The sequence below is a fragment of the Luteitalea pratensis genome (assembly GCF_001618865.1).
Taxonomy (GTDB): domain Bacteria; phylum Acidobacteriota; class Vicinamibacteria; order Vicinamibacterales; family Vicinamibacteraceae; genus Luteitalea; species Luteitalea pratensis.
The window spans coordinates 4628194-4653584 of sequence record NZ_CP015136.1 but is presented as its reverse complement, the minus strand read 5'-3'; the positions used below and the strand labels follow the sequence as shown (position 1 = coordinate 4653584).

Here is a 25391-nt window from a genome sequence, read left to right as displayed (position 1 = left end):
CCGGTACCCGGTACCCGGTACCCGGTACCCGTCTCTTACTTCTTGGCGCTGATGGCCACCGACTGCTTCATCGTGCCCCAGTGGATCTCGAGGTTGGAGCCTGCGACCGCCACGGTGAGTTGCTCGGACGGCGAGGCAAGCGTACCCGCGGTCATCGGTGTGCGACCAAGATCCTGCCCCTCGCGGTACTCGGTGCCCCACTGGCCGGTCTGCTTGTTCACGATCAGCTGCCAGGGCGAGCCGGGCAGGGTATAGATCGTATAGGTGCCAGCCGGAACTGCGAGCGTGCCGATCTGCAGCGGCTTGTCGGTCTTGAGCGTGGTGGCCTCGTCGGCGCCGGTGCGGTAGACCTTGCCGGTCGGCGCGAGTGTCTCGAGGCTGCGTCCCTTGAGGTACGGACGACCGTAGACGAAGGTGACCGTGGCGTCACCGACCTTGTACTCGACGGTTTCGTGAGGGCTGCCGGCCTGGCCTGGCGTCGTCGCCACGACTTTCTGCGCACGTGCGTTGGCTGGTAGGGCGAGTGTGGCGGTGACGACCACCACCATGGCGGTCAGGTTCAGGAGCGCACGACGCATGGATGTTCCTCCAGGGAACGCGCCTGCCGCAGGGCAGGCCTGGGGGACTATAACGCCTAATGCCTGATGCTTGAGGCTTGAGGCTTGAGGCTTGGGCAACCGACCAGGACCGCTGGCGCAAAGGCCCACGTTAGAGAATCTTTTGGCCGAGCGCGCTCGCAGCCAGTTCGGCGGCCAGCACCGCGGTCATGTTCTGGTGGTCCAGAACAGGGTTGACCTCCACCAGGTCGAGCGCGATGATCCGCCTGGCGTCGGAGAGGATCTCCATGGCCATGTGCGCCTCGCGGTAGTTGAGGCCGCCCCGCACCGGCGTGCCCACGCCGGGAGCAATCGCCGGATCGCACACATCCAGGTCGAACGACACGTGGATGCCCGCCGTGTCACGGCCGGCGATCTCGATGGCCTGCTCGATCACGGAGGCCGCGCCCTGTCGATCGATATCCTTCATCGTGAAGACGTGCACGCCCGAGGCGCGCACTTCCTCCTTCTCGCGCTCATCGAGGTTGCGGATGCCGACGAGCACCGTATGACCGGGCGCCACCTTGGGTTGGTAGCCGCCGACGAGCGCCAACTCGCGCGGATCTTCGCCGAGCAGCGCCGCCAGCGGCATACCGTGCACGTTGCCCGACCCCGTCGTCGCGGGCGTGTTCATGTCGGCGTGCGCGTCCACCCAGATCAGGCCGAGCGGCCGTCCCTGCCGCTTCGCGTGCGTCGCTGACGCCGCCACCGATCCGGCCGCCAGGCTGTGATCGCCGCCGATGACGATCGGGAAGGCGCCGGCCGCATGGCTGTCGAGCGCCTGCGCGTACAGGGCTTCGCAGACGTCGTGGATCTCGCGGACGTACCGCTTCTTCGGATCCCCGGCCTCGCGTGTTTCTGGCGTCGGCGTGAGGATGTCGCCGCGGTCCTGCACGTGATGGCCGAGCGCGGTGAGGCGAGTTCCGATTCCCGCGATGCGTACGGCCGACGGCCCCATGTCCACGCCGCGTCGTCCGCCGCCGAGGTCGAGCGGGACGCCGATCAGATGGATGTGGGCCATGCCGCGGCTGTCAGCGCTTGACGCTGATCGACACGCCCTCGCTGCCGGGGGCGACGATGGCGGTCAGGAGGTCGGCGCGGGTGGTGACCGTCTTGAGGAAGTCCTGCATGTCCGCACCCTTGTTGATGACGTTGTGCGCGAGGATCAGCCCGCCACGCCTCACTCGCGGGAAGGTCATGTCGAAGTACTTCTGGTAGTCCGGTTTCCATGCATCGATGAAGACGAAGTCGAAGGTGCCGGGCTCGGCCGGCACGGCCTTGAAGGCATCGCCGGCGACGACCGTGACCACGTCGCCGAGCCGAGCCGCGGCGATGTTTGCCTTCAGCTCCTGGGCTCGCACCGGGTCGTACTCGATGGTCGTGAGTCGTCCGCCGGTCTCGCGCAGACCGAGTCCGAGCCAGATCGCGCTGTACCCGCTCGCGCCGCCAATCTCGATGGCCTTCTTCGTGTGGTTCAGCACCACCATGAGGCGCAGGAAACGCCCGTCCTCTTCCGAAATCGCCAGCTGCCCCTTGTCGGCGGCGCGGATCGTCGTGAGCAACCGCTGCAGTTCGGGCGTGAGCGCCGGCAGGCGCGCGACTTCGTCGGCGGTCCGTAGCGCCGTCGTGGCCTCGGCGCCGGACGCCTGGGGACTGGAAGTGTCCGACGCGGGTGAGCCGCAGCCGAGGGAGACGAACGCGCTGCAGGCAAGGGCAGCAGAAATGTGGCGGAGTCGCAAGACGATCATGCGACGTGAATTCTAGCCTGCGCGCCAGCGCTCCAGCAGGCGGCCGATGGTGGCGCGGGCGTCGCTGACGACGTCCGGAATGCCGATGGCCCGGAATCCGCTGCCGCAGACCGCGACTGGCGGCAGTGCGGCCAGGGCCTCGTCGATCGTGCGCACGCGTGCCGCGTGCCCGACTTCGTGCTGCGGGCTGGCTCGGATCCAGCGCACCACGCGCGTCAGGCCAGGTGAGCGCCCGACGCCGAAGCGACGAACCCATGTCGCGTGGGCCAGGTCGACCAGTTCATTGTCGCTCCGCATGAGGGCCGCCTCATCGAGCGCGCCGCCGAAGAATCCGCGCAGGACCGTGTGGCCGGGGGGCGCACGGCCCGCCCACTTGCTGCTCAGCCAGCTGGTCGCGAGCAGGGAATCGCGGCCGGCTTCCGGCGTCGACACGTAGCCACTACCGCGCATCGGCCGGGCAATCTGCGCGTCGGCATAGACGGCGAGGACACCGGCGCTGGACACGTACCGGATGGCGGCGGCCCGATCGGCGACCTCGGGCGCCAGTTCGCGAAGCCAACCACCCACGACGGGAGCGGGCACCGCCAGAAGAAGGATGTCGGCCTCCATGGTCTCGCCCCGGGAGGTCAGCACGCGCCAGGCGCTCCCCTCCGGATGCAGCCGTTCAGCCGCGGTTCCCAGGCGGACGGTGCCAGCGGGCAGCGCCGCCGTGAGGGCCTCGACGAGCGTGGCCATCCCGCGCGGGAAGCTCCGGAATGCTCCTCCCTCCGTGGCCCGTTGCGCCTGGCGACGGAGCGCAAGCAGTACGCTGCGCCCCTGTCGCTCTACGGCACTCAACTGGGGCAGGACGGCGTCGGCAGATAGTCGGTCGAGGTCCCCGGCATGGATGCCGCCCAGCAGGGGCTGCGCGATGCGCATGGCGGCCTCGGCGCCGAATCTGCGGCGGAAGAAGGCGCCAGCGCTTTCGTCGGCGAGCGACCGGCGTCGCGGTACGAGCGGCTCGAGCGCGACGCGCAGCTTCCCGAGCGGCGACAGGATGGTCGAACGCAGGAACGGTCCCGGCCGCGTCGCGATGCCGAAGGCGCCGCCTTCCGGCAGCGGGTGCAATTTGTCGTTACGGAGGATCGCCGCCCCTCGCGGCGGCTTCATGGCGATCAGCTCCGCCTCGATACCCAGTTCCCGGCAGAGCGTGACGGCGCCAGGCTTGGTCACCAGGAACGCGTCAGGGCCGGTGTCCAGGACGAACGGCCCGGCGACTTCCGTGCGGATGACGCCGCCCGCGTGCGGCTGGGCTTCGAGGACCAGACAGGGCACGTCCTGACGATGGCATTCCCACGCGGCGGCGAGCCCGGCGATGCCGCCGCCGAGGATCAGGACGCGGGGGAGTGCCTCGCTCATCGGCTGCGCCAGGCCGTCAATTGGTGCACGAGCCGCGCGACGCGCTGCACCACCTCCGGCGACGTCATCGGCAGCACGCCGTGGCCGAGATTGAAGATGTGGCCCGGCCGCCCGGCAGCGCGGGCGACGACATCCTCGACGGCCGCGCGGACCCGATGCCACGGACCCAGGAGCAGGGTGGGATCGAGGTTGCCCTGAATCCCGCGGTCGGGCCCGATGAGTTGCCAGGCGCGGTCGAGGGGCGTGCGCCAGTCCGCACCGACGACCGAACTGCCGGCCGTGGCCATGTCCTCGAGCAGCATTGCGGTGCCGACACCGAAATGGATGGACGGCGCGTCCAGGTCGGCAATGGCTTCGAAGACCCGCCGGGTGTGGGGGAGTGCGAACTCGCGGTAATCGGCCGGCCCGAGCTGGCCGACCCACGAGTCGAAGACCTGGACGGCATCGACGCCGGCGGCAATCTGGGCTCGCAGGTAGCGTCCGGCCATCTCGGCCAGGCGCGAACACAGTGTGTGCCACGCCTCGGGCTCGGCGTACATCATGGCCTTGGTGCGCGCGAAGTCCTTCGAGGGCCCGCCCTCGATGCAGTAAGAGGCCAACGTGAACGGCGCGCCGACAAACCCAATCAACGGCACGTCCAGGCGGGTCTTCAGTTGGCGGATCGTGTCGAGCACGTAGGCGAGCGCGTCCTCCGGATCGATGGGATGGAGCCGCGCGACGTCGGCAGCCGACCGGATGGGATCGTCGAATTGCGGGCCTTCACCCTTGACGAAATCGAACGTCAGCCCCATGGGCTCGAGGGGTAACAGTAGATCCGAGAAGAGGATGGCGGCGTCGACGTCGATGGACTCGACGGGCTGGAGCGTGACCTGGACGGCCAGTTCGGGCGTCTGACAGAGTTCCAGCATCCCGTATTGTTGGCGCAAGGCCCGATATTCGGGCATGTATCGACCCGCCTGGCGCATGAACCAGACGGGGGTGGCATCGACGGGCTGGCGCCTGCAGGCGCGGAGAAATCGGTCGTTCACGGTTGAGGCAGAGGGGCTAAGTGGCCTGAAAACAGGGCGTTAGGGAATACGGACTGGCTGTGGCAGAATAGGGCCCGCCGCGCGCGACGCGCTGGCAAGTGGTTACGCATCCATGCTAGCATTGCGCGTTTGCCGTCGCCTGGCAGGCGCGAGGCAGGCCGGCGCCCGCCGAGGGGCCGCGGAGGCTGTGTGGCAATTCTCATCCGTCCGGTACGCGAACAATTCGAGCACGACCGGGTCATCCGGGCGTTGGAACTCGCGCTAGGCGAGCGGTTTGCCGTCGAGGTCAACGTCGGAGATGAACGGAAAGTGCCGATCAAGACCGGCACCGGTCAGGCGTACCCGGACCTCATTCTCTCCACGCTGGACCCGGTCAAGAAGGCTGTCGCCATTGTCGAGGTGGAGACCGGGGAATCGGTCAACAACCTCGAAGCGATGTACCAGTGGGTGCTGTTTGCCAAGGCACGCGCCCAATTCCGCCTGTACGTGCCAGTCGCCTGCGTGGACGCCACGCGTCGTCTTTGCGCGCAACACTCGATTGCGGCCGCAGAAATCTGGTCCTACGCGTCACTCGGCGGCGACCAGATCCGGCTCGAGCGGGTCTTTCGAGACCCATCGCTCCCGGCCGACACGAGCGCGCCGTCCAATGGACCCCTCATCGACATTGTCTCCATCCGCACCCGGCGGGCCAGCGACATCGAGGCCGCGGTCGAGTCCGCCATCCAGAATCCCCGTCGTGACGACGGTCCCGTGGACAGCCGCCGCGCCATCGCGGAAGCGGCAGCCGCGGCGGCGGCCGAACCGCTGCGCCTCCCACCGCTGAAGGCGAAGGCGCCGAAGACGAAGCCCACCAAGGCATCGGCAAGCGCGCCGCGCCCGGCAAGCAACGGTCCCGTTGTGCCGACGGCCACCGCCACTGCTGCTGCTGTCGCCGCGGTGAAGGCTGCGGCTGCCGCCAAGGCGGCCGCCCGGTCGACCGCCGAGGCTGCGCTTACCCCGACGGCCCCGGCCGCGCCTGCGCCGGCGGCGCCAGCGGGGCTGGCCCCCGCAGTCAAGTCCGACGCGGCGCCGAAGCCAGCGGCCACTGCCAAGGGTGCGGCTCCGGTCAAGTCGGCGCCTTCGGCGCCCGCGACCCCTGCGGCCGCGCCGCCCCCGTCCGCGGCGCCTGCCACAGCCAAGGCGGCTCCGACGAAGGCTACCCCTGCTGCGCATGCCGCGCCCGCCGCGCCGCCGGTCAAGGCCGCCACCCCGACCAAGACGCCTGCGCCGCCTCCGAGGCCCGCGGCGCCAGTCAAGGCCGCGCCGCCGACGAAAGTTGCCGCGGCGCCGAAGGCGAAGGCAGCTGCGCCCGTCGCACCCAAGGCGGGGACGAAGCCCGTCGTGAAATCCGCTCCAGGCAAGGCCGCCACCAAGCCCGTTGCCGCCAAGCCCGTTGCCGCGAAGCCCGCACACACCCATGCGGCGCCGGACAAGGCCGCCTCACACGGGAAGGTGTCAGCGCATCCGGCGCATCTCCGCAAAGTCGCGTCAGCCTCGCGGCCTGTGGCGAAATCGTCCCGAGGCGCAGCGTCGGCGCCCCACGGCAAGTCCAAGCCGCCGTCGCCGCCCAAGAAGGCCGTGGTCGGTCGTCCGGCTGCAAAGCGGGTCGGCAAGACCGCCGCCAGGCCCGCGCCGCGGCCGGCGTCCAAAGGGGCGGGCCGCACCGCCAGCAAGACCAGCCCGTCGAGGGGTGGGACCACGAAAGCCACGCGTTCGGCCGCAACGGTCAAGGTGGCGCGCCCGGCGGCAAAAGCCCAGGCCCGGCGTGCCCCGGCTCGCTCTTCGGCAGGGAAGCCGAAGCGGAAGTAAGGGCGAGGAGCACGCGTGCCGCTGATCCGCCTGGCCCGTGACAAGCGCGGGCTCGACACGCTCTACCTGCTGCACTATGGCTCAGACAGCCATGGCGAGACGCGGCTCCGCGTGATTTATTTCTGTGCCGGGCCGCAGGGCCTGCTGTTCGGCCGGCAGGCGCTCGATCCACTCACCCAGCGGGCGCTCGAGCAGCGGTATCCCGACATCACGTTCGATTGGCCGGCCCTGCTGCAAGAGATCGAGCAACGGCGCCTGCCACCCCAGGTCGAGCCGCAGGCCCGCCGGGTGCGTCCGGCCCCCAAGGCCGAACGACGCCCGCCAGCGTCTGAGTCAGCGGCCGACAAGCCGTCCGGAGCCAGGCGGAAACGTCGTCGTGGCGGGGACGGGCAGCCTGGATCCTCGCCCTCGGGGACCGGGAGTGCGTCGTCGGTGTCGCCTCTCTCGGCAGCGCCACCTATAATCGAATGATGTCTGTACGTCTGAGCCGCCTCGGAATGCGCGCCGCAGCGGTGCTGCTCGGCGCGGTGACCCTCACCGCGCAACAGCCCCCGGCCGCCCCTCCCGCGGCGCCTCCACAGGACCCGGCCCAGCCCGCCGCTCAGGTCCCGACGCCTGCCAAGGACCCCTCGAAGCCCGACTTCGCGACCGTCACGAGCCTGGTCAGCACAGACGTCATCCCGCGCGACGGCGCGGGGCAGTTCCTCGCCGATCTGAAGAGGGAAGAGTTCCTGGTCGTCGAGGACGGCGTCGAACAGACCGTCGCCTCGCTCACCCTGGTGCACGGCGGACGCTACTTCAACCTCGCCGCGCCGCCGCCAGCACCGGTCGAAGAGGGCATGGTGCTGCCCCCGCCGCGTCCCGTGAACGACGCCGCCGGCCGCATCTTCCTGCTGTTTGTCGACGACCTGCACCTCGACTTCCGCAACACGCCGCGGATCCGTGATCTGTTCAAGAAGATCTCGACCGAGTTGATCCACGACGGCGACATGTTCGGGATCGTCTCGACAGGGCCTTCGTCCATCTCGGTGGACCTGACGTACGACCGGCGTCGGCTCGACGAGTCGATCAAGAAGATCAGCGGCAGCGCGCTCAAGCCGAAGGACATTCTCGAGCAGCCAAACGGGCAGCAGGGGAACCAGGAACTCCGGTATCGCGCGCACGTCGCCTTCAGCACCGCCTTCGACCTGATGCGCGAGCTCGAGAAGGTGCAGAACCGACGCAAGGCCCTCGTTTACGTCAGCAACGGCTACGACTTCGATCCGTTCCCGCAGGGCCGACTGCAGCGTGACTCGTTGTACGGCTACAACCAGACCGGCATGGACCCGCGCGATCCTGCCGCCGTGACCAACCGGCAGGGGCAGCAGTTCGCCGACGCCGACCTCGCACGTGAGCTTGCCGACCTGACGAGGGCCGCCAACCGCGCCAACGCCACCATCTACACGATCGATCCACGCGGTCTCGTCGGCGGTGCCGAGATGGACGACGAAGTGGACATGGTCGAGTGGAACAACTACGTCCGCAAGACCCAGGACAGCATGCGCGTCCTGGCCGAGGAGACCGGCGGCATCGCCATCGTCAACCAGAACGACTTCGTCAAGGCGCTGAAGAAGATCGACGCGGAGACGAGCGACTACTACGTCCTCGGTTACTACTCGAGCAACCCCGATCCGACGCGCAAGCGCCGCCAGATCGAGGTCAAGGTGAAGCGACCCGGGGTCAGCGTCTGGGCGCGCAAGGGCTATGCCTTGAAGACGCCGAAGGACGACGAGAAGAGCAAGTAGGTAGGGGCGCCTCTCCGAGGCGTCCATCTCCTCCCGGTCGCATCCCGCAGCGATCCCGATGCATTCCCGCCTCGAGCGTTGGTCGATGGCCATGGACGGCTCGGAGAGCGGTCCCTACCAACGGCGAGGTCCTACTTCAGCACGCGACGACGAGTCGTGGCGCCCGCTGTCTTTGTGGCGGCCTTGCGCGGCGCGACCTGCTTTGCCGACGGCCGCTTCGCGCCGCCAGCGGCGTGCGTGCTCGCGATGCGGCTCGTCCCGAAGAACTCGGCGTGGACCGCGCGGACGGCCTGGTCGAGATCGTCGCAGCCAATCACGCAGCTCACTTTCATCTCCGATGTGCTGATGCAGTCGATGTTCACGCCGACCTTCGCGAGGGCGGTGAACATGCGTGCCGCCAGGCCGGGCGTCGACGCGATGCGTGAACCCACGATCGCGATCTTGGCGACGTTGAGATCGACCTGCACGTCGCCGACGATCTTGCGCGTCCGCCAGGTGCTTTCGAGCTCCTTGATGCGGTCCACCTGATCGTTGTCGGTGACGAACGTGATCCGATTGCGGTCGTGCGTCGCTGCCGCCTGGATGATCAGGCGGACATTGACGTCTTCGCGAGCCAGATCGCGGAAGATGGCAGCGGCGAGTCCCGGCTCGTCGCGCACATCGAGCAGCGTGACCTTGGCGATCTTCTTGTCCGACGTGATGCCCACGACTGCCGCGTCTTCCATGACTCCTCCACGAATCCAGGTGCCCTGACCGCGGTGGAACGTCGACCGCACATGGATGGGCACGTCGTACTGCATGCAGATTTCGGCGGCACGCGGATGCAGCACCTTGGCGCCGCTGGCCGCGAGTTCGATGGCCGCTTCGTAGCTCATCTCCGGCACGAGACGCGCGTCTTCGACGACATTGGGATCGGCCGTGTACACGCCGTCGACATCGGTGCAGATTTCGCAGACCGGTGCATTCAATGCCGCCGCGAGTGCCGCGCCGGTGATGTCGCCGCCGCCGCGTCCGAGCGTCGTGATCTCATGGTCTCGTGTCACGCCCTGGAAGCCGGCGACGATGATCACACGACCGCTCTCGAGTTCGTGCACGAGTCGGCTGGTGTCGACGTTGGCAATCCGCGCCCGGTTGAACGAGCCGTCGGTACGGATGCCGACCTGCGACGCCGTGAGCGACACGGCCGGCACGCCACGATCCTGCAGCGCCAGACTGAGCAGCGACACGGCAATCGTCTCGCCGCACGCCAGTAACTGGTCCATCTCGCGCCCCGAGGGGCGACTCGACACGAGGCCCGCCATCGCGATCAGCTGGTCGGTCGTCTTGCCCATCGCCGATACCGCGACCACCATGTGCCGCGCCTCGGCCTGGCAGGCGATGATGCGATCGGCGACCTTGCGGATGTGCTCAGGGGTGGCGACCGAACTGCCGCCGTATTTCTGGACCAGCAATTTCGACCGCTCGAAGCGACTCATGCCTGCTCGCCCCCGACGCCGGCGAGCGTCCCCGCCAGGTAGGCATCGACGTCCTCCAGCGAGCGGCTGATGGGAATCGCCCGCGTCACTCGCCCGGTCATGATGTCGGCCGTCTTGTAGCCGTTGCCGGTGATGCACATCACGATCGACTCGTTGCGCGGGATCCGTTCCTGTTCGATCAGCTTGCGCGTGACCGCGATGGTCGTGCCTCCAGCCGGTTCGGTGAAGATGCCCTCGGTCTCTGCCAGCAGGTTGATGCCGTCGAGGATCTCCTCGTCGGTCACCATCTCGCCCCAGCCCCCGGACTCCTTGAGCACCTCGATCACCTGGAACCCGTCGGCCGGGTTGCCGATGGCGATGGACTTGGCGATCGTGTCCGGCTTGACCGGATCGGGGTAGTCGATGCCCTGGTGGAGCGCGCGAATCACGGGCGCCGAGCCCGCCGCCTGCGCGCCGTACATCTTCGGCAGGTCACCCTCGCCCAGTCCGAGTTGATGCAACTCGCGGAAGCCGCGGAAGATGCGTGGCAGCAACGTGCCGCCCGCGACCGGAGAGACGACGTGCTTGGGGAAACGCCACCCGAGCTGCTCGACGATCTCGAACCCCATCGTCTTGGCGCCCTCGGCGTAGTAGCTGCGAAGGTTGATGTTGGCAAAGCCCCAGCCGTGCTTGTCGGCCACCTGCGTGCAGAGCCGATTCACGTCGTCGTAGTTGCCGCGGACGGCGAGAAGCGTGGGGTGGTAGATCGCCGACCCGAGCACCTTGTATGGCTCGAGGTCGTCCGGGATGAACACGAAGCAGCGCAGCCCGAGACGCGACGCATGCGCCGCGACACTGTTGCCGAGATTGCCAGTCGAGGCGCAGCCGAAGACGGTGAAGCCGAGTTCGACCGCCCGCGTGGCGGCCACCGACACGACACGGTCCTTGTAGGACAGCGTCGGATGGTTCACGCCGTCGTCCTTCACGTAGAGTTCGCGGACGCCGAGGCGTGCCGCGAGGCGCGGCGCCGGTATCAGCGGCGTGAAACCGGATCCGAATCCGGTGAGGGGCTCTCCCGTGATCGGCAGCAGTTCGCGATAGCGCCAGAGGTTGCGCGGGCGGGACGCGATGTTCTCGCGGGTGAACGTCGCGCGTGCCTTGTCGTAGTCGTAGACCGGCTCGAGCGGGCCGAAACACTGGTCACAGACGTATGTGGCTTCCGCGGCAAACGCGGTGTGGCACACGTGACATTGCAGGCCAATCAGTGTGGACACGTTCTGGATCCTTACCCGTGAGACACGGCCAGCGGCGTGGAGGGTGCCGGCTGGTGCACGTCGAGGACACGAATGGCGACCTCGGGATCGATGGTCGCGTAGATCGAGTGCAGCGCGTCGATGACCGGAGCTGGATCCCCGACGACACAGACGGCCACGGACGGGCCAGCGCCGGAAAGGAAGGCGCCGATCATGCCGGGCGCGTCGAGCGCGAGGACCTCGGCCAGCCCGGGCACCAGCGACAGGCGATAGGGCTGGTGCAGCCGATCGGAGAAGGCTTCACGCAACACGTCGAGCCGACCGGTCGCGACGCCCTGGAGCAAGAGTGCCGTGCGTTGCACGTTGTAGATCGCGTCCTGCCGCGACACCTGCGCGGGCAGGACCGCACGCGCCGTCCTCGTGGGCAACGAGAGTTGCGGCGTCGCGATCACGAGTCGTACGTTGTCAGGCCATGGCGCGGCGACGACGCAGACGTGGCCACGGGCATCGACGCAGCCGGCGACGAGTCCGCCGAGGACCGCCGCGGTGATGTTGTCCGGATGTCCCTCGATCGTCGTCAGCACGTCGATCACGTCGTCGGTGGAGACGCCATCGAGGACGAGGGCGGCGAGACGGCCGCCGGCGACGAGGGCCGCGGCGCTGCTCCCGAGACCCGCGCAGGCCGGGATGTCACAGGTCACCGCGACGTCGAGCGACGGGACCTGCACCGCGCCGCGCGCGCTGCAGATTGCGCGGAACCCCGTGACGATCAGGTTCTCCCCGGGAGGGACCGGACCGCTGAACGTGCAGCGCAGTTGTCCCGCGCCGTCTTCGGTCACCGCCGTCACCTCGGCGCGAAGGTACAGGCCCAGTGCGAGGCCGAGCGCGTCGAAGCCGGGCCCGAGGTTGGAAGTCGAGGCTGGGACGATGACCGTGGCCAGTGGGCGGGCGAGACTCATGCGAGGACCGGCAGGCAAAGGGGCGGCGTGACGTGGAAGGGCAGCGTCTGGATCTCGACCAGCGCCTTGTCCATCGCTGCCGTCGGACACGCTTCCAGCGTGATCACGAACGGCAGACGCTCCTTGGTGCCGCCCGGTTCCTGCAGGACGGCGTCGATATTGATGTTGTGGGTGGCGAAGATGGAAGCGAGGCCGGCGATGATGCCCGGTTGATCGCGCACGACCAGGCGCAGGTAATACGGCGCGACTTGCAGCCCGGTAAGCGACGTCGGTTGGCTCGTGTCGGGCCACGCCGCTGGCGCGCCGCCAGCCCGCCGTGCGATCGCGAGCAGGTCGGACACGACAGCGACGGCGGTGGGGAAGCCACCCGCGCCATACCCGGCAAACGTCGTCTCGCGGCCGTAGGTGCCCCCGGCGACGATGAGGTTCTGGCTGCCGATCACCCGCGCCAGGGCAGACGTGAGCGGGACCAGTGCCGGGCCTACCCGTGCCTGTACCGAATCGTCGACGATCGCCACGCGCGAGACTTGCCTGATCGTCGCCTGCAGGCGTCGTGCGTAGACGAAGTCGTCGTCACTGATGCTGCGGATGGACTCGCACGGCACATCGAGCGGCGAGAGGTCGAGCCCCAGGCCGACGCGTGCCAGGATACACAGCTTCGCCCGGGCGTCGTAGCCCTCGAGATCGTCGGTCGGATCGGCTTCCGCGAACCCATGCGCCTGCGCCTCCGCGAGCGCGGCGTCGAAGGCCAGGCCCGCCGATTCCATACGCGTCAGGATGTAGTTACAGGTGCCGTTGAGGATGCCCGAGACGGTCGTCAGCCGGTCGCCGGCGATCCCTTCGCGCAGCCCGCGGACGACCGGGATGCCGCCGCCAACCGCCGCCTCGAAGAGGAGATCGACGCCGCGCTGCGCGGCCCGGGCGAGCAGCGCATGCCCGTGGGTCGCCATCAACTGCTTGTTGGCGGTGACGATCGGCCGGCCTGCGTCGAGCGCGGCCTCATGCCAGCGGCGCGCCGGATCCAGCCCGCCGACGACCTCGACCACGACATCGGCGTCGAGGACGTCCTCCACCCGCTCGGTCCAGACGACGGAAGGCGGGACCCAATCGACGCGCTTGCGCGCGATGTCCCGATTGAAGATGTGCGTGAGCGCCAGCAGGCCGTCGTTGCGTTCCACGATCAGGCGCGCCACCGACTGGCCCACGGTGCCGAACCCCAGCAATCCCACCGACAGTGCCATCACCCCGGATTCTACATGCGATGTGGATATGCGCATGGCTGGATGGATGGCCTATGACAGGAACGCAAGAAATCAGGAGGTCAGGAAATCAGCAGGGCGGGAGTCCGGGAGTCGGGAGTTCTGTGCTCCTGTGCTCCTGTGTTCCTGCCAAAAGGGGCCGAACGGGTGCGAGTCGTCCGGCCCAAGGAGGGACGTGCGTACTGGCTGTGGTGCGACACGCGTGTGGCCGCGTGCTGCGGGCACACTACTGCTTATGCACCCGTCGATGGAAATAGAATGATGTTATCGAATGCATCGATGTGTCTTATGTGACGTCACAGCTCATCGGGTGAATGGCCGTGCCGTCAGGCGTGCACGTCAGGACCGATGCGGTCTCGTCCGGGAGGCGGAATCACGCGGAGGCGCGGCTTGATCCGCTCAAAGCATGCCAGGACCTCCTGGACGGCGCGAGGCACCCGGTTGGCGCGCATGTACACCCACCCGGTTTCACGGATCAGCGTCTGGCCGGTGATCCGCGCGCAGAAGAACTGTCCGGAAGCCACCTCCCGGGCCACGCTCGGGTACGAGATGATCGAGAGGCCCAGCCCGGCGCGGACCAGCGCCTTGATGATTTCGACGTTCTCCGTTTCGGTCACGATCTGCGGCGTGATCTGGTTGCGGAGGAAGAACTCGTCGACGACGCGGCGGGTGTTGGAGCCGGTTTCGAACAGCACGAACGGCTGATCGCGCAGATCATCGGGCGTCACCTTCGCCCTGGCCGCGAGTGGGTGATTCGGCGAGGAGACCAGCAGGAGCTCCTCCTGCAGTGCCGGCACCGTCACGAGATCCGAATCGTTGATCGGCAGCGTCAGCAGGGCGACATCGGCCAACCCCGAGCGAAGGCCGGCGATGCACTTGTCGGTGGACCCGGCCGTGATCTTGATCTCGGCATCGGGGTGGTGCTTGCGGAAGTCACGCAGCAGGACCGGAAAGACGTACAGGCTCACGGTCATGCCGCCGGCGAGCCGCACCGGACCGATGAGCGACGCCTGCGTGTCGGTGATCCGCGCCACCGTGTCCTTCAGGTCCAGGAAAACCCGATGGCTCAGCTGCAAGAGCGCTTCGCCCGCTGGCGTAATCCGGATGCGGCGGCCGATGCGCAGGAACACCGCTTCGTTGAGTTCCTCTTCGAGCAACAGCACCTGGCGGCTGATCGCCGACTGCGAGACGTTCAGCTTCTCGCCCGCTGCCGTAAAGGAGCCGGTTTCGGCGATTGCCCGGATGATTTCGAGTTGGCGGAGGTCCATGCGGGAGCAGGGCGTCCGGACGATGCGTCCCGATGCCACCTCGCCGATCAGCGCTTCGACCCGCGTTTGCAGGCGCCCATGGGGGTGTGCGCATGGGGAGGCGCCATGTCACCGACCGTGATGGCGGGGAGTGCAGCGGCAACGTGGCGCATGGGGGAGCCTCCGGGGCGCGATGGCGCGACCGGAGGGTACCACGAGGCCGCGTCAGCGCGCGGACACGCGCGGCGCACCCGGCGACTCGGGCGCAGGCGTCGTGCTCGACCGCCGTCGTCGCGACACCGTGGCGTGGTTGCGCCGATGACTCGGCTCCCCGCAAGTCGTCGCCTTCTCCTCGACGTAGGTGACGACGCGGACAGTGCCGGCATCCCGATAGTGCCCTACGACACAGCCACAGCCCAGCGTCTCGAAACCCAGCAGCTTCACGATGCTCATGGACTTGACCCCTCACCCAAAGCGGTCTTGCATTGGATGGCTACCGGTATGCATGTTCCGAGCCATGTGCTGCCAAAGGGTGGCACGCACACAACCCATTGACTTTGTGCCAATTTCAGACAGCATGCCATCGGAAAAAGACGGTTCGATGACACTGGGATGACGATTTCGGCACGGGCGTCCAAGATAAGGTTCACAAATCCGGATGGCGTCTGCGAAAAGTTGGACTGTGTGTGTCCAAGGTGGCGGTCTGCATGTATCTTGACCCGGTGATCCAGCAAGTGACGGTGAGACGGCCAATCCTGCGGTGTGTCTGGCTCTGCTGTACCTGCCTTCTTGTCGGTTCCGCCGGGTATGCACAGCAGGGCAGCGCGGACATCGGCGCCCGCCTGATGCAGCAACCCGCCGCGGCCGCCGCGGTCCGCATGGCCGATGCCCTCGAACCATGGGTGCTCGAGCAGCAGGTGGCCCTTTGCGAGGTGCCGGCGCCGCCATTCACGGAGAAGGCGCGGGCGGAGGTGTACCGGCAAGCCTTCGTGCGACACGGTCTGCGCAACGTCCGCGTCGATGCGGTCGGCAACGTCATTGGCGAGCGGCCAGGTGCGGGGACCGGTCCTCATCTCGTCTTCAGCGCGCACCTCGACACCGTGTTCCCGGAAGGCACGGCAGTGAAGGTCAGCCGCAAGGACAACCAACTGCACGGCCCCGGCATCACCGATGATTGCCGCGGACTCGCCGTGTTGCTCGGCGTCATTCGCGCGCTGCAGGAGGCACAGGTCGCGACGCCGGGGCGAATCACGTTTGTCGGCACCGTCGGAGAAGAGGGGCTGGGGGATCTGCGCGGCGTCAAAGCCCTGTTCGGGAACGACGGGCTACAGGGGATCGACCGGTTCGTGTCGATCGACGGAGCCGGCCTCGAGGTCACCAACGGCGGAGTCGGCAGCAAGCGCTATCGGGCGACGTTCAAGGGACCAGGCGGGCACAGTTACGGGGCGTTCGGGATGCCGAACCCGATGCACGCCATGGGGCGCGCGATCGCAGCAGTCGCCGCCTTCGAGGTGCCGGCGACGCCGAAGACGACCTTCAATGTCGGCCGGGTCGGTGGCGGGACGTCGGTGAACTCGATTCCGTTCGAGGCGTGGATGGAGGTGGACCTGCGGTCGGAGGACGCCGCGGAGCTGGCGGAACTCGACGCGCGCCTCCGGCAGGCGGTCGAGGCGGCCGTGCGTGCCGAGAACGGCAGGTGGCGGCACCCGGCGAAGGTGACGTTGGATCTCGCCCTGGTGGGTGACCGACCGGCCGGCCGGACATCCGACACGTCCGACATCATGCAGGCGGCCGGTTCCGTGCTTCGGGCGTTGCGCCTGCCCGTCGCGCTCCGCACCTCGTCCACCGACGCCAACGTCGCCATGGCTCGCGGCATCCCGGCCATCACGATCGGAGGCGGAGGCAGCGGTCACGCCGCGCATTCATTGACGGAATCGTTCGATCCGGCTGGTGGCGTGGAGGGCGTGCGCCAGGCGATCCTGCTTGCCATCGCCCTTGCCCAGCCCTGAAAGCATGGTGCGGATCGTCGGCAGCCCGGCCGTGCTGCGTCTGCCCTGGCGGCCAATAGGCGCGCTTCTTGCCTACATTCGGTGCAAGTGCTTGCATCTTAGGCATGTTGTAAAGACAATCTGTTAAACTGACGATGTTCCCGTCAGAGGCACTCGCCTTACCAAGGAAGTTCTGAATGCTCCAGCTTGCCGGATTCCGATCTGTACGTGCGCTCGTTCTCCTCGGATTCTCGCTCGCCTTCGTAGGCGTGCCGATGATCTCCGAGGCAGCGACGACACGTAACCGGCGGGCCGTGAAGAGCTCCTCGCAGAAGAAGACGACAACGGGGTCGACGAAGCGTGCGACGACGCGCTACTCCGCGTCAAAGTCGCGCCAGCGCCGCCTGGCGATGGCACGGGCCCGGCAGGCGGCCTACTCGCGCCAGCTCGTCGCAATCCAGACGCCACAGTTCAAGACTGGCGCCGACGGTCAGATGGTCCCCGACGTCCGTGCCGGCGCCGCGATCATCTACAACCCCGCAACGCACCAGGTGCTCTACGAGAGCAACGCCCAGACGCCTCGCTCGATTGCCAGCATCACGAAGGTGATGACGGCCGTCGCATTCCTCGAGAGCGAAGTCGACTTCACTCGCGAAGTCACGATTCACCCCGACGACCTTCGCGGTGCGTCGACGACATACCTGCGCCGGAATGATCGGGTGACGATCCAGCAGCTGCTGCACCTGTTGCTGATCGGCTCGGACAACGTCGCGGCGCGCACGCTCGCGCGCGCATCGCTGTACGGTCCGCTCGGGTTCGTCGAGCGCATGAACCAGAAGGCGGCCGAGCTCGGCCTGACCAACACGCGCTACTTCGACCCCTCGGGGCTCTACGCCGACAACATGTCCTCGGCCTTCGACATGGCCCGCCTGATTTCCTTTGCCGCCGGTGACGAGCGCATCGCCTCCATCATGCGGACCAAGGAATATCAGTTCGCCACGCCGACGCGGGCGCGAACCGTGACGCTGCACAACACCAATCACCTGGTCGGCACCGACGTCGACGTGCGCGGCGGCAAGACCGGCTTCATCTCCAAGTCGGGCTATTGCCTGGCGACCCTGCTGCGACTGCCACAGGGCGATCAGGTCGCAGTCGTCGTCTTGGGCGCCAAGAGCAATCCGGCACGTTTCTGGGAAACGCGGCACCTCTTCAACTGGCTCGCCGGCAAGGCGCCCGCGGTTCTCGCGACGCAGACTCCCGAACAACAGGACTGAGGCGCGTCCGGCCTCCGCCGATAGCGCTTCGACCATCCTCCATTCGGCCGGGGAAGAGCGGCGATGTCCGCCCGCATGGGCTCGTCGAGGCTGAGGGGTGCGCTACACTGGTGCTAGCGTCCCGCCCGCAGTTCCCTCCGGGCGCCCCCCAAGTTCCATGGCCAAGACACCACGTATCCGCAAGCCCGCTCCAGCCGACCCGCCACCCCCCGCGCCCCAGACCGAGCCGGTCATGGGCGTCCCCGAACAATCGGCCAGCGACCCTGCGAAGGCGCCTGTCTACACGGATATTCCCGAGGCGCCGCGGGTGCCTCGCGTGACCCGCCGCCAGCCGGCAATCGACGGCGCAGCAACGCCTGTGGCAGCGGCCGGCAAGCCCGCCGCCAAGACGGCGTCGACGGCCAAGCGCCCGGCGACAACTGCGCCCGCCGGCAAGAAGACCACGGCCAAGGCGGCTGCACCGGCCGGCAAGACCGCGCCAGCCGCGCCCCGCGTGCGTAAGGCGCGGACGCTTGCCGAGGCGATCGAGCGCGTCCCGCCCACGCCGGCGGCCCCCGAGCCGATTGTCGTCAAACCAGCCGCCAAGGGCCGGGTTACGAAGACTCTTGCGCCCGTCGCGGTTGCACCTGCGCCAGTCGTCGAACACGTGCAGGAGATCGAGGGGGCCTCAGCCCCGGCGACGCCACTCGTGACGAATGCCGGTGCGCCGGCGCGACGTCTCCGCATCCTGATGGTGGCCAGCGAGGCCGTGCCGTTTGCCAAGACCGGCGGCCTTGCCGACGTGGTCGCCGCCCTGCCCAAGGCGCTGGGTGCGCTCGGGCACGACGTGACGGTGGTGATTCCGCGGTACCGGGGCATCCCCGTCACGGGCGAGCCGTCCACCAGCTACGCCGTTTCGATGGGTGGGCATCACTACCAGGCCAACGTCTACGTGCAGCAGACGAGCCCGGGCGTGCGGGTGGCGCTCGTCGATCACCCCGCGTTCTTCGACCGCGACGCGTTGTACGGGATCGGCAGCCAGGACTACGGGGACAATCCCCGGCGTTTCGCGTTCCTCTGCCTGGCCGCGCTGGAGTTCGCCCGGCTCGAGGGCCGGCCGGTCGACATCGTCCACGCCCACGACTGGCAGGCCGGCCTGGCGCCGGTGTATGTGAAGACCCGCTACGCCGGTGATCCCGTGCTCGGCAGTGCGGCGACGATCTTCACCATCCACAACATCGCGTACCAGGGCAACTGCTCGTCGGACTGGCTGCCGCAGCTCGGCCTCGGCTGGGAGCTGTTCAATACGGACGGTCTGGAGTTCTGGCTGCACGCGAGCCTGCTGAAGGGCGGGGTCATGTTCGCGGACCTGGTCACCACCGTCAGCCCGCGCTATGCCGACGAGCTGATGGCGCCGGAGTTCGCGTTCGGATTCGAGGGCATCCTCCGGCATCGCGCGGCCAACCTGCTCGGCATCCTGAACGGCATCGACGCCGATGTCTGGGACCCGGCCGCCGATCGGTACCTGCCCAGCGCCTACCAGGCCGACGATCTCTCCGGCAAGCTGGACGCGAAGCGAGTGCTGCTCGACACGTACGGCCTGCCGACCGGCGACGATCTGGCCCGGCGTCCGGTCGTGGCGATGATCTCGCGGATGGTGGACCAGAAGGGCCTCGACCTCATCGCGTCGGTGGCCGAGCAGTTGCCCCACCTCGGCGCCGCGTTCGTGATTCTCGGCACCGGCGAACCCTGGTACGAAGAGATGTGGCGCTCACTCGCGCGCCGCTATCCCGACCGCGTCGGCGTGCGGATCGGCTTTGACGAGCCGCTGTCCCACGTCATCGAGGCGGGTGCCGACCTGTTCATGATGCCGTCACGTTTTGAGCCGTGCGGGCTCAATCAGATGTATAGCTTGAGATATGGCACACTACCGGTAGTACGTGCCACCGGTGGCCTCGATGACACCGTGCAGAACTACGACCCTGCCAGCGGCGCCGGCAACGGGTTCAAGTTCCATGACGCGAGTGGGGAGGCCCTGCTGGGGACGCTCCGCTGGGCGTTGCACGTTTTTCATAACGAGCCCGAGCGCTGGCGACAGCTGCAGCGGGCGGGCATGGCCCGGGACTTTTCCTGGAATGCGTCGGCGCATGCATACCTCGAAGCCTACGATCGGGCGCGGGCGCAGGTGACGGGGCGACAGGGCGTGACGGCGTAAGGCGCGACGAGAGGACGAGAGATGGCTTCCGAGAAAGTGCAGACCCTCACCGACGGCAACTTCACCCAGGTCATCGGCAGCGTGACGCAGCCGGTGCTGGTGGACTTCTGGGCCGAGTGGTGCGGCCCGTGCCGCATGCTGGCCCCGACCATGGAGGCGCTGGCCGACGAGCTGGACGGCAAGGCGATGATCGCCAAGCTCGATGTGGACGAGAACCCGAACGTGCCCGGCAACTACGGCATCCGATCGATTCCCGCGCTGCTCGTGTTCAAGGGCGGCCAACTGGTCGACCAGACGATCGGCGTGCAATCGAAGGACGCGTTGAAGCGGCTGCTCGAACGTCACATGTAAGGGGCGCTTGGAATGCCGGAATGCCGGAATGCCAGGAATGTCGAAAAAGCCGGCATGACGGCGGCCGCGTGATGTGAGACGGGTGTGGTGAGGCAAGGCGTGATGAGCGACGACGTGCGTAATGTGGTGATCATCGGGTCCGGTCCGGCCGGGCTCACGGCAGCGCTCTATACGGCACGCGCCAGCCTGCACCCTCTCGTGATCGAGGGGCTGCAGCCCGGTGGGCAGTTGACCATCACGACCATGGTGGAGAACTGGCCGGGCCATCGTGACGGCGTGATGGGCCCGCAGTTGATGGCGGACATGCGGGCGCAGGCCGAGCATTTCGGCACGGCGTTCCTGACCGGACTGGTCGAGCGCGTCGACTTCTCGTCGCGTCCGTTTGCGCTGACCCTCGACAGCGGACAGGTGCTCCGCGCGAAGACCGTCATTGTCGCCACCGGCGCGACGGCCAAACTGCTCGGGCTGCCGTCCGAGATGAAGCTGATGGGGCGCGGCGTGAGCACGTGCGCGACCTGCGACGGCTTCTTCTTCCGCAATCGTCCGGTCGCCATCGTCGGCGGTGGCGACACCGCCCTCGAGGAGGCGATCTATCTCTCGAAGCTGGCCTCGCACGTCACGGTCATTCACCGCCGCGACACGCTGCGCGCATCGAAGATCATGCAGGACAAGGCGTTCCAGAGCCCGAAAATCTCATTCAGGTGGAACACCGCCGTCGACGAGATCCTGTCGGACGAGCGCGGCGACGTGAACCGCGCCCGCCTGCGCAACCTGCAGACCGGCGAGGTCGACGAACTGTCGGTCGACGGGGTCTTCGTCGCGATCGGTCATACCCCGAACACGCAGTTGTTCAAGGGGCACCTGAACATGGACGAGGGCGGGTACCTGATCACGAACGGCACCCGCACCAACGTCGACGGCGTGTTCGCGGCCGGGGACGTGCAGGACCAGGTCTATCGCCAGGCGATCACGTCGGCGGGGACGGGATGCATGGCCGCGATGGACGCTGAGCGCTGGCTCGAACTCGGCGACTCCGAGTACCACCACGACGGAGAGTCGGCATCGGTCGCGGCGTCGGCGAGCGCTTGAACGCCGCTTCATTCGCCTCCACGACAATGCCGGGAATGCCGGGAATGCCGGAATGCCGGAATGTCGAATTCGGAAGGCAGAAGGTAAAAGGGCAGGGCTGAAGGGTTACGCACTCGACATCGCCACTTCGATATCGGCATTCGTTGAGCGTCAGGCGTCAGGCGTCAGACGTTACCGCTGCCAATCCATCCGCCGCCGATGACCTCATCGCCGTCGTAGAACACCGCGGCCTGGCCTGGCGTGATCGCGTACTGGGGCGCATCGAACTCCACGGCGACGGCAGCGGGGCCAAGCGCGAGCAGGGAAGCGGCCGCCGCCGGATGCCGATGCCGGATTTGCACGTCGACGCGCAGCGGTGCTTCTGGGACACGGCCGGAGACCCAGTTGACCTCCTGTACCGTGCAGTGGCGTGCCTCGAGCGCGCTGCGCGGCCCGACGACGACCTCACTGGTTCCCGCGTCGATGGCGACGACGTAGAGCGGGACCCCGACAGAAAGACGCAGCCCCTTGCGCTGGCCGACGGTGAAGTGGTGGACGCCGTCGTGCCGGCCGATCGCCTGCCCCGCGAGATCGAGGATCCGACCCGGATGCGGCGCGCGGTCACCCGCGGCCCTGGCCACGAACGCGGCCTGATCGCCATCGGGCACGAAGCAGATTTCCTGCGAGTCCGGCTTGTTCGCCACCGGCAACTGCCGATCAGTTGCGTAAGCTCGCACTGACGGCTTGTCCATGTGCCCGACAGGGAAGATGGCCCGCGCCAGCTGCGCCTGGGTCAGCGCGAAGAGGAAGTACGACTGGTCCTTGCCGTGGTCGGCGCCGCGCAACAGGCGCCATCGCCCCGACTCGTCCTGGCGCGACTGGACGTAGTGTCCGGTCGCGAGCCGGTCGGCGTCGAGGGCCGCCACGCGGTCGAGCAGCGTGACGAACTTCACCTCGCTGTTGCAGCGCGTGCACGGAATGGGCGTCCGGCCTGCCACGTAGTCGTCGACGAAGGGCGTCACCACCTGCGCATGGAAGTGCGACTCGAAGTTGACGATGTAGTGAGGGATACCGAGGCGGCCGGCGACGCGTCGCGCATCGTGCAGGTCGTCGATGGTGCAGCAGGTGCCGAAGTTCACCTGCCCTTCCTGCTGGTCGTACAACTGCATCGACAGTCCGACCACGTCATGTCCCCGCGCGGCGAGCAAGGCGGCCGCGACCGAGGAATCGACTCCGCCCGACATCGCCACCGCGATACGCATCGCTCAGGCCGTCCCTTCGGTGCTGCGCGACGCGGACTCGGCAAGTTGCGGCTGGCGGCGGTCGGTCAGCGCGCGGAGTCGTTCGACGAGGGGCGGCAGGGCATCGACGATGGCCATGATCTCCGCCTTGGTCGTGTGCCGGCCAAGGCTCAGGCGCAACGCGTTCTGCGTGTCGTGCAGCGGCAGCCCCATCGCCTTGAGCACGTGCGAGGGCTCGAGCGTCCCCGACGAGCAGGCCGATCCTGTCGACACGGCGAAGCCGTCCAGGTCCAGCGCGATCAGCAGCGACTCGGCCTCAATCCCTTCGAAGCCGATGTTGGTGGTGTTGGGCACGCGCTCGGCGCCCGCGCCATTGACGTGCGTCCCCGGCACGCGAGCCAGGATGCCCTGTTCGAGCGTGTCGCGAAGCTGCGCCTGCGCGGTGGCCTCGGCACGCAATCGTGACGACGCGAGCCGCGCCGCGACACCAAGCCCGACGATCGCTGGCACGTTCTCGGTACCGGCGCGGCGACTGCGTTCCTGCTTGCCGCCGGTCATCGTCGCGAGCAGTCGCGTGCCGCGGCGAATCCACAACGCGCCAATGCCCTTGGGTCCGTACAACTTGTGTCCAGACAGACTGAGCAGATCGACGTCGAGCGCCCGGACGTCCACAGGCACCTTGCCGACCGACTGCACGGCATCGGTGTGCACGACGATGCCGCGCGCGTGCGCCAGCGCGGCACACTCGGCAACGGGCTGCAGCGTGCCGATCTCGTTGTTGGCGTGCATCAGGCTGAGCAGCGCCGTGTCGTCTGCGAAGGCGGCGGCGATGGCGTCGGGACGTACGACGCCATCACGATCGGGCGCGACCCGCGTGACGCGCCAGCCGCGCCGTTCGAGCGCGCGCATCGTGTTGAGCACGGCTTCGTGCTCGATGCTGCTCGTGACGAGGTGTCGCTTGCCGAGGGGCTCGAGTGCCTCGGCAACGCCGCGCAACGCGAAGTTGTCGGCCTCGGTGCCACCGCTCGTGAACACGACCTCGGTGAGAGCGCCGCCGACCAGCGCGGCCACGTCCTGTCGTGCGTCGTCGAGGCGAGCCTTGGCCTGCTGGCCGAAATGGTGGACGCTGGACGCGTTGCCGAAATCGTCGCGCATCGCCGCGGCCACGGCCTCGATTACGTCGGGATCGACGGGCGTGGTCGCGTTATGGTCCAGGTAGATGCGCGGGCGGGCGGCCACCACAGGAGGATCGTATCATCGCGCTCTCCGCGTAAACCACAGCAATTGCTTCACCTAGACAGTGTCTATGCCCTTGCGTATACTCCGCCGGACGTGGGTCGTCGCCACTCTGCGGCCCCAGTTCTGGAGAAGCCAACATGTGGAAACGCGATGACGCGCCGCGGCAACCTGCTTCCGCGCCGCCCACTACGCCGCCGGCACCACCCGCCCCGCCCCCGGCGGCGGTCGATCCGGCCCCGGCGGTAGCCGCCCGGCCAACGCCGGGCGCTGGAGAACGGACACCCATGAGTATGGGCAATATCGGCAAGTCGGTCATCATCAAGGGCGAGTTGAGCGGGAGCGAGGACCTCACGATCGAAGGCCAGGTCGAGGGGAAGATCGAGCTCAACAACAATGTCCTGACCATCGGCACGAACGCGAAGATCAAGGCCCAGGTGTTTGCCAAGATCATCATCGTGCTCGGCGAGGTGACCGGTAACATCACTGCCTCGGAGAAGGTCGACATTCGGGACAACGGCTCGGTCGATGGCGACATCACGTCGCCCAAGGTGGCTATTGCCGAGGGCGCACACTTCCGTGGCGCCATCGACATGAACCGTGGCGGCGCTGCCGGCGCGGCTGCGCCGAAGACCGACGCCAAGCCGGCCATGGCAGCGGCACCCGCCGCCAAGGCCTGAGTTCCGAGCAGTGCGACGGGGCGCACGGTGCTCCGTCGCGCCCGCACGCCTGCCCCTGCCCGTGGCCGATACTCCGGAACGTTCGCTCGCCTCGCGCCTCTTCGGCTGGACCCGTCGCGGCGACGGGACGGGCGGGGGTGGACGCGACGCGGGTCCGCCAGTCGGCACGAAGGTGCTTGCCAAGCTGCTCGCGGCGCTGGCGCATCGCGAGGCGCCGGTCGTGCTGGATCTCGGCCCGGTGGTCGGCAGCAACGTGTCGTTCCTCGGCGAGCAGCTCGGCTGCAAGCTGCGTGTCGAGGATCTCTTCGCCGACATCGACAGGCTGACGCGCGAGCAGCGCCTGGACACCTTGTCCGAATTCCTCGCCGCCCGTTTCAGCTGCGAGCACGAGAGCCTCGACGCCGTCCTGTGCTGGGACGTGCTCGATTACATGGACAAGAAGGCCGCGGCGGTACTCAGCCAGCAGGTGGTGCGCTGGGTGAAACCGGGCGGCGTGGTGCTGTGCTTCTTCTCGACGGTGGCCACACCGGCGCCCGTATACACCCGCTACGTGATCGCCGACACCAATCACCTGTTGTACCGCACCGCCCCGGCCGCGCACGGCAAGCGCACGGTGTACCAGAACCGTGATATCGAGCGGCTCTTTGAAGGACTCGGCGTGACCGAGAGCTTCCTCCTCCTGAACAAGACCCGCGAAGTGCTGCTGCGCAAGAAGGCGCCCGCCGCCGCGAAACCGTAGCTCCGCGGCGCGCCCTGGGACGGCCGTTTAAGGTAGATTCGTGCCG

Annotated in this window: 23 protein-coding genes; 10 read left to right on the top strand and 13 right to left on the bottom strand. The window is 67.8% G+C overall.

Going from position 1 to position 25391, the window contains the following annotated elements; translation table 11 throughout:
- Positions 1 to 35: 35 nt before the first annotated feature.
- The 5 genes from LuPra_RS19250 to hemE form a co-directional block, all read right to left on the bottom strand.
- Positions 36 to 578, bottom strand: coding sequence for a DUF2911 domain-containing protein (locus LuPra_RS19250; protein ID WP_234800467.1), 543 nt, complete (start codon positions 576 to 578; stop codon positions 36 to 38).
- Between the two features lie 130 nt (positions 579 to 708).
- Positions 709 to 1617: an arginase gene (gene rocF / locus LuPra_RS19245; RefSeq protein WP_110172251.1), complete on the bottom strand. Its 909-nt coding sequence runs from the start codon at positions 1615 to 1617 to the stop codon at positions 709 to 711.
- Positions 1618 to 1627: 10 nt separating this feature from the next.
- A complete protein-coding gene (locus LuPra_RS19240; protein WP_110172250.1) occupies positions 1628 to 2344 on the bottom strand; it encodes an O-methyltransferase in 717 nt (238 codons plus the stop codon).
- Between the two features lie 12 nt (positions 2345 to 2356).
- Positions 2357 to 3742, bottom strand: coding sequence for a protoporphyrinogen oxidase (gene hemG, locus LuPra_RS19235; protein WP_110172249.1), 1386 nt, complete (start codon positions 3740 to 3742; stop codon positions 2357 to 2359).
- Positions 3739 to 4770, bottom strand: a complete 1032-nt coding sequence (hemE, locus tag LuPra_RS19230) for a uroporphyrinogen decarboxylase (protein WP_110172248.1) — start codon at positions 4768 to 4770, stop codon at positions 3739 to 3741. The genes hemG and hemE overlap by 4 nt, the downstream gene beginning before the upstream one ends.
- A gap of 189 nt (positions 4771 to 4959) precedes the next feature.
- Between hemE and LuPra_RS19225 the strand changes: the two genes are divergently transcribed.
- The 3 genes from LuPra_RS19225 to LuPra_RS19215 are packed head-to-tail and all read left to right on the top strand — an operon-like array spanning position 4960 to position 8402.
- Entirely contained in the window at positions 4960 to 6618 is a 1659-nt protein-coding gene (locus LuPra_RS19225) for a hypothetical protein (protein WP_110172247.1), read from the top strand.
- A 15-nt stretch (positions 6619 to 6633) separates the two neighbouring features.
- Complete coding sequence (locus LuPra_RS19220) at positions 6634 to 7089, top strand: hypothetical protein (RefSeq protein WP_110172246.1); 456 nt, start codon at positions 6634 to 6636, stop codon at positions 7087 to 7089.
- Positions 7089 to 8402 (top strand): VWA domain-containing protein, encoded by a 1314-nt coding sequence (locus LuPra_RS19215; RefSeq protein WP_157899409.1) that lies wholly within the window; start codon positions 7089 to 7091, stop codon positions 8400 to 8402. Before LuPra_RS19220 ends, LuPra_RS19215 begins: the two co-directional genes overlap by 1 nt.
- Before the next feature lie 131 nt (positions 8403 to 8533).
- Here LuPra_RS19215 and LuPra_RS19210 read toward each other — a convergent pair whose 3' ends face one another.
- The 6 genes from LuPra_RS19210 to LuPra_RS19185 all read right to left on the bottom strand — a co-directional run bounded on the left by LuPra_RS19210 (position 8534) and on the right by LuPra_RS19185 (position 15027).
- Entirely contained in the window at positions 8534 to 9877 is a 1344-nt protein-coding gene (locus LuPra_RS19210) for an aspartate kinase (protein ID WP_110172244.1), read from the bottom strand.
- Positions 9874 to 11130 carry a threonine synthase gene (thrC, locus tag LuPra_RS19205; RefSeq protein ID WP_110172243.1) on the bottom strand — a complete coding sequence of 419 codons (1257 nt, stop codon included), beginning with the start codon at positions 11128 to 11130 and terminating at the stop codon, positions 9874 to 9876. The genes LuPra_RS19210 and thrC overlap by 4 nt, the downstream gene beginning before the upstream one ends.
- Positions 11131 to 11141: 11 nt before the next feature.
- Positions 11142 to 12068, bottom strand: a complete 927-nt coding sequence (thrB, locus tag LuPra_RS19200) for a homoserine kinase (protein WP_110172242.1) — start codon at positions 12066 to 12068, stop codon at positions 11142 to 11144.
- The gene (locus LuPra_RS19195; RefSeq protein ID WP_234800466.1) at positions 12065 to 13309 is read right to left on the bottom strand and encodes a homoserine dehydrogenase; all 1245 of its coding nucleotides are present in this window, start codon (positions 13307 to 13309) and stop codon (positions 12065 to 12067) included. The genes thrB and LuPra_RS19195 overlap by 4 nt, the downstream gene beginning before the upstream one ends.
- Before the next feature lie 344 nt (positions 13310 to 13653).
- Positions 13654 to 14595: a LysR family transcriptional regulator gene (locus LuPra_RS19190; protein ID WP_110172240.1), complete on the bottom strand. Its 942-nt coding sequence runs from the start codon at positions 14593 to 14595 to the stop codon at positions 13654 to 13656.
- Between the two features lie 204 nt (positions 14596 to 14799).
- Positions 14800 to 15027, bottom strand: a complete 228-nt coding sequence (locus LuPra_RS19185) for a hypothetical protein (protein ID WP_110172239.1) — start codon at positions 15025 to 15027, stop codon at positions 14800 to 14802.
- Between the two features lie 254 nt (positions 15028 to 15281).
- Here LuPra_RS19185 and LuPra_RS19180 point away from each other — a divergent pair, with 254 nt between their 5' ends.
- The 5 genes from LuPra_RS19180 (at position 15282) to trxB (ending at position 21470) form a co-directional block, all read left to right on the top strand.
- On the top strand, positions 15282 to 16583 hold the full coding sequence (locus LuPra_RS19180; protein WP_157899408.1) for a M20/M25/M40 family metallo-hydrolase: 1302 nt from the start codon (positions 15282 to 15284) through the stop codon (positions 16581 to 16583).
- Between the two features lie 176 nt (positions 16584 to 16759).
- Positions 16760 to 17836: a D-alanyl-D-alanine carboxypeptidase family protein gene (locus LuPra_RS19175; RefSeq protein WP_110172237.1), complete on the top strand. Its 1077-nt coding sequence runs from the start codon at positions 16760 to 16762 to the stop codon at positions 17834 to 17836.
- Between the two features lie 157 nt (positions 17837 to 17993).
- Positions 17994 to 20030, top strand: coding sequence for a glycogen synthase GlgA (gene glgA, locus LuPra_RS19170; RefSeq protein WP_234800465.1), 2037 nt, complete (start codon positions 17994 to 17996; stop codon positions 20028 to 20030).
- Between the two features lie 21 nt (positions 20031 to 20051).
- The gene (gene trxA, locus LuPra_RS19165) at positions 20052 to 20381 is read left to right on the top strand and encodes a thioredoxin (RefSeq protein WP_110172236.1); all 330 of its coding nucleotides are present in this window, start codon (positions 20052 to 20054) and stop codon (positions 20379 to 20381) included.
- A gap of 102 nt (positions 20382 to 20483) precedes the next feature.
- Complete coding sequence (trxB, locus tag LuPra_RS19160) at positions 20484 to 21470, top strand: thioredoxin-disulfide reductase (protein WP_110174773.1); 987 nt, start codon at positions 20484 to 20486, stop codon at positions 21468 to 21470.
- 164 nt (positions 21471 to 21634) lie between these two features.
- Here the strand turns inward: trxB and mnmA are convergent, their stop codons facing one another.
- Positions 21635 to 22711, bottom strand: coding sequence for a tRNA 2-thiouridine(34) synthase MnmA (gene mnmA / locus LuPra_RS19155; RefSeq protein WP_110172235.1), 1077 nt, complete (start codon positions 22709 to 22711; stop codon positions 21635 to 21637).
- Positions 22712 to 22714: 3 nt separating this feature from the next.
- Positions 22715 to 23929 (bottom strand): cysteine desulfurase family protein, encoded by a 1215-nt coding sequence (locus tag LuPra_RS19150; protein ID WP_110174772.1) that lies wholly within the window; start codon positions 23927 to 23929, stop codon positions 22715 to 22717.
- A gap of 284 nt (positions 23930 to 24213) precedes the next feature.
- Here LuPra_RS19150 and LuPra_RS19145 point away from each other — a divergent pair, with 284 nt between their 5' ends.
- Together LuPra_RS19145 and LuPra_RS19140 are read left to right on the top strand one after the other, a co-directional pair.
- Complete coding sequence (locus tag LuPra_RS19145; protein WP_157899407.1) at positions 24214 to 24606, top strand: bactofilin family protein; 393 nt, start codon at positions 24214 to 24216, stop codon at positions 24604 to 24606.
- A 172-nt stretch (positions 24607 to 24778) separates the two neighbouring features.
- The gene (locus LuPra_RS19140) at positions 24779 to 25345 is read left to right on the top strand and encodes a methyltransferase domain-containing protein (RefSeq protein ID WP_157899406.1); all 567 of its coding nucleotides are present in this window, start codon (positions 24779 to 24781) and stop codon (positions 25343 to 25345) included.
- Positions 25346 to 25391: the final 46 nt, after the last annotated feature.